Below are 4,304 nucleotides of genomic sequence, written 5' to 3'. Positions count from 1 at the left end.
GTGGTCCAGGGGCCGGGGGGTGGGCCGGGGGTGGCAGGCGGGCGGGCCGGGGAGTCGGCGGGCGAGCCAGGAGTGACCAGCGAGCGGACCAGGGGCGGGCTGCGGGCGGGCCGGTTTACCGTGGGGCTCCCGCGACCGCCGTACCGGCGGCGACCGCCGTACCGGAGAGCCGAACGATGCCCGCCAAGACGACCACACCCGCCGCCCCGGTGACACAGGTGCCGGAGGAGGCGGTCACGCCGTTGATCCGCGGGGTCGGCGTGCTGCGGGAGCTGACGGCGGCGGGCGGCACCATGAGCCTGAGCGGGCTGGAGCGGGCCACCGGCCTGGCCCGCTCCACCGTCGACCGGATCGCGGCGACGCTGGCCCGCATGGGCTACGTCCGCCTGGACGGCCGGGACGCCGTCCTGGCCCCGCCCGTGATGGAGCTGGGCAACGCCTACCTCGCCGCCCTGCGGCTGCCGGCGCTGCTGGACTCCCGGGCGGACGCCCTCGCCGACGAACTCGACGAGTCCGTCTCCCTCGCGGTCGCCGACCGCGACGGCATCCGCTTCATCCACCAGGCGACCCGCCGCCGCGCGATGTCCCTCAGCTTCCGCATCGGCGACCTGCTGCCCGCCGAACGCACCGCGCCCGGCCCGCTGTTCGCGACGGAGTGGACGGACGCCGACTGGAGCCACTGGCGCGCCCGCCGCGCGGCCGCCCCCCACGACGAGGGCTTCCCGGCCCTGCCTCCACGGGTGGGCGGCCCGGACGACGAGGACTTCGCCCGCCGGACCCGGCAGGCCGCCGAGGACTTCGCGCTCCGCACCCGGCAGGCCGCGCAGGAAGGCTGGGCCCTGGACGACCAGTTGATCGAACCGGGCCTGGTGGCGATCTCGCTCCCCGTACGGGACCCGCGCACCGACCGCATCGCCTGCGTGGCGAACGTCGTCAGCCACACCAGCCGGCACACCGCGGCGGACCTGCGCGACACCCTGCTCCCCCGCCTCCGCGCGGCGGTGACGACCATGGAGGAGGACCTGCGCCAGGCTCCGCCCGCCGAGCCGGGCCCGCCGCCCGCCGGACTCGCCGTGTGGACCGGCGCGTCGAAGCAGGAACTGGGCCGCGAGTTCATCGAGTCCCTGGCCCGCGGACTGACCGTACTGACCGCGTTCGGCGAGGGCCGGGCGGCGCTGACACTGACCGACGTGGCGAAGGCCACCGGCCTTGCGCGGGCCACCGCCCGCCGCGCCCTGATCACCTACGAACACCTGGGCCTGGTGACCCAGTCCCCCGACCGCGCCTTCGCCCTCACCCCCCGCGTCCTCTCCCTGGGCTTCCCGCCCCTGTCCCGTACGTCCCTCCCCCGCATCGCCACCCCCCACATGGCGGCCCTGACCCGACGCGTCCACGAGTCGACCTCTCTGGCGATCCTGACGCGACGCCGGGGCGAGGCCCCCGAGATCCGGTACACGGCCCGGGTGGCAGCGGACCACGTCATGAGCGTCGACATCACCGTTGGCACCCGTCTGCCGGCGCACGCCACGTCCATGGGCCGCGTTCTCCTGGCCGACACGCCCGACGCGGCCCAGGACCCCGAGCTGCGCCGCATCCGCTCCCAGGGCTACACCCTGGTGGACGAGGAGCTGGAAGAGGGACTGCGCTCGATCGCCGTCCCCGTCCGCGACCGCGCCGGCCGTACGGTGGCCGCCCTGAACGCCGCGACCCACGCCGCCCGCCGCACCGCCGAACAGTGCGTCGGGGAGATCCTCCCCGAGCTGACCACGACGGCCACCGCCATCGAGACCGACCTCCACACCACGTCCCGCTTCACCCACGTCCCCTTGACCTGAGCCGTCGGGAGATCCGAACGCTTCTGGCGGCCGCCGGACTGCCCGAAGCAGACAGCGACGACCGCTACCGCGCCCACGGTGTCCTGGTGACCGATCGCGGTGACTCAGTCGGCGTGGAGTGGTTCGTCTCACGCAGTCTGCGCCGCGCCGCGGCCGACGAGCAGTTGCGGGGGTGGCCCATGGGCCCGGCGGATCGCGCGCAGGAAGCCGCCCGACGTCATCTTCACGCGGCTCTGTTCGGCATCCTGACGGAGGTGGGATACCTGGTGGAGGCTGATCCGCCCGACACTGCGGGCGCTCTGTCGGTTCGAGCCGGCAGGGTCTCGACACCCACGACGTTGACCGCAGACATCAAGCGGATCCTGGCAGACCTGCGCTGACTCAGACGACGGAAGCACGGTGACGTGTGCACCGAGCCTGCCCTTTTCAGGGCTTCGGGTCGGCGGTGTGGGTGCGCCGGTGGTGGTCGTAGTCGCTGGTGTGTTCTTCGGCCCAGTTCTGCAGGTGTTGCAGTGCGGCGGTGGCGCCGCGGGCGAGGTCGGTCAGGTCGTACTGCACCGTCGGTGGGCGGCTGGTGAGCACGGTGCGGGTGATCAGTCCACCGGTTTCGAGGTCGCGCAGGGTCTGCGCGAGCATCTTGTCGCTGACGCCGCCGGCCCGCCGGCGCAGCTCGGACCAGCGTTGCGGGCCGTCCATGAGGTCGACCAGGACCAGGGCGGCCCACCGGGCGGTGACCAGGTCGAACAGCTGCCTGCCGGGGCAGGCGGGATTACGGACGTTGCCCCGCGCGATTTCCTGCACGTGCTCACCTCACCTGAAGGTATGTACTTCCCAGGAGAAAGTAACTCGGTCAGAGTGAGGGAGCCAACCGCTGATCGTCAAGGAGTACCTGTGGTAACCGACGTTGCCGTGACCCGTGACACGAACACCGTGACGGTGCTCGGCGGCCCCACCGCGCTGATCCACCTGGCCGGATGGACGCTGCTGACCGACCCGACCTTCGACGCCGCCGGCACCGAGTACCAGGACGGCCCGGTCATGGTGCGCAAGACCGCCGACCCGGCGCTGAAGCCCGCACAACTGCCCGCTCTCGACGCCGTCCTGGTCAGCCACACCGGACATCTGGACAACCTCGACACCGCCGGGCGTGCGGTGGCCTCCGGTGCCTCGGAGGTGTTCACCACCGTCGCCGGCGCCACCGATCTCGGGGGCTCGGCCGTCGGCCTGGAGCCCTGGCAGACCCGGACCCTGTCGAAGCCGGGACGCACGCCGCTGAACATCACCGCGGTCCCCGCCCGCCACGGTCCCGTCGGCACCGAGGACCTCACCGGTCCGGTCACCGGCTTCCTCCTGCACACCGACGACGGCTCGGCACCGACGGTGTACGTCTCCGGTGACACCGTCGACCTGGACGCGATGAGCTCCCTGGCCGAGCGGTACCGCGTCGACGTGGCGCTGCTGCACCTGGGCGCGGCCGGCTTCGAGGCATTCGGTGACGTACGGCTGTCGCTGACCGCGGTCCAGGCCGTCGAGGCCCGCAGCCTGCTCGGCGACCCCCTCGTGGTGGCCGTACACGCCGAGGGCTGGGCGCACTACACCGAGGACCGCAGCCACGTCCAGCAGGTCTTCGACGGCGTCGGCGTCCCGCTGCACTGGCCCACCCCCGGCGAGCCCGTCACCCTGCCCGATCCGCACACCCGCTGACACCTCACCCAGGGCCGCCGCCGACACACCGGCCCGCTCCTTCCACGCCGCCGCAGACGCGGGAGCGCCTGCGGTCACCGCACTGCACGAGAGCCTCGCCACCGCGCCGGACAACACCATCAGCGCGCACGACAGCACCCAGCAGCTTGTGGGGCTGACGCCGCGCACCACCGGTCAATGGCTCACGCAGATCGGCCTGTAGCCGACCCGCCCGCCCGCAACGAAGAAACGAAAAGAAAAGGAAAGAACATGAAGCCGGAAGTCGTGCACGAGCGCTTCGCCCAGTACCTCAAGGACCAGGACCTCGACGGACTGGGTTCCCTGTTCGACGAAGACGCCATGTTCGTACCGGGACCGGGACAGCAGCCCGTCTACGGCAGGGAAAGCATCAAGGAAGCGCTGAAGCCTTACCTCGCCGCGCCCAGCACCATGGAGGTGGTGGCCACGTCGGTCCATCAGAACGGCGACCTGGCGATGGTCCAGCCGTCCTGGCGGATCACGAGCGAAGACGGCATCGTGGAAGGAAAGGCGATCGAGGTGATGAAGAGGACGAGCGAGGGGAACTGGGTCTACATCATCGACAACCCCTACGGCGTCTGATTGTCGTCATCCCGGCATCACCGTCGGGCGACGGAACCTCGTCACGGCAGCGGGGGCCGTATCGACGTTCTCGATGCGGCCCCCGCTGCAGTGGCCCACCCGGGTCGGCCCATCACCCTGCCGGACCCGCACACCCGATGACACCTCACCCAGTGCCGCCGCGGG

5 protein-coding genes are annotated in these 4,304 nt (G+C 72.0%); 4 read left to right on the top strand and 1 reads right to left on the bottom strand.

Annotation, left to right across the window (positions count from 1 at the left end):
* Window positions 1-176 precede the first annotated feature (176 nt).
* Both ALMP_RS16965 and ALMP_RS16960 read left to right on the top strand, forming a co-directional pair.
* A complete protein-coding gene (locus tag ALMP_RS16965) occupies window positions 177-1,835 on the top strand; it encodes an IclR family transcriptional regulator C-terminal domain-containing protein (RefSeq protein ID WP_264928827.1) in 1,659 nt (552 codons plus the stop codon).
* Window positions 1,836-1,921: 86 nt separating this feature from the next.
* A complete protein-coding gene (locus ALMP_RS16960) occupies window positions 1,922-2,215 on the top strand; it encodes a hypothetical protein (RefSeq protein WP_264928826.1) in 294 nt (97 codons plus the stop codon).
* Between the two features lie 46 nt (window positions 2,216-2,261).
* Here the strand turns inward: ALMP_RS16960 and ALMP_RS16955 are convergent, their stop codons facing one another.
* A complete protein-coding gene (locus ALMP_RS16955; protein ID WP_264928824.1) occupies window positions 2,262-2,636 on the bottom strand; it encodes a helix-turn-helix domain-containing protein in 375 nt (124 codons plus the stop codon).
* 108 nt (window positions 2,637-2,744) lie between these two features.
* Here ALMP_RS16955 and ALMP_RS16950 point away from each other — a divergent pair, with 108 nt between their 5' ends.
* A complete protein-coding gene (locus tag ALMP_RS16950; RefSeq protein WP_264928822.1) occupies window positions 2,745-3,539 on the top strand; it encodes an MBL fold metallo-hydrolase in 795 nt (264 codons plus the stop codon).
* A gap of 249 nt (window positions 3,540-3,788) precedes the next feature.
* Window positions 3,789-4,139, top strand: coding sequence for a nuclear transport factor 2 family protein (locus tag ALMP_RS16945; RefSeq protein ID WP_264928820.1), 351 nt, complete (start codon window positions 3,789-3,791; stop codon window positions 4,137-4,139).
* The last annotated feature ends 165 nt before the right edge of the window (window positions 4,140-4,304 follow it).

The sequence above is a fragment of the Streptomyces sp. A012304 genome (genome assembly GCF_026008495.1).
In the GTDB taxonomy this organism is placed as follows: domain Bacteria; phylum Actinomycetota; class Actinomycetes; order Streptomycetales; family Streptomycetaceae; genus Streptomyces.
This window is presented reverse-complemented; position numbering and strand designations above follow the sequence as displayed.

Coding starts and splice junctions, on each gene's coding strand:
- ALMP_RS16965 (WP_264928827.1), top strand. CDS start 177: ATGCCCGCCAAGACGACCACACCCGCCGCCCCGGTGACACAGGTGCCG.
- ALMP_RS16945 (WP_264928820.1), top strand. CDS start 3,789: ATGAAGCCGGAAGTCGTGCACGAGCGCTTCGCCCAGTACCTCAAGGAC.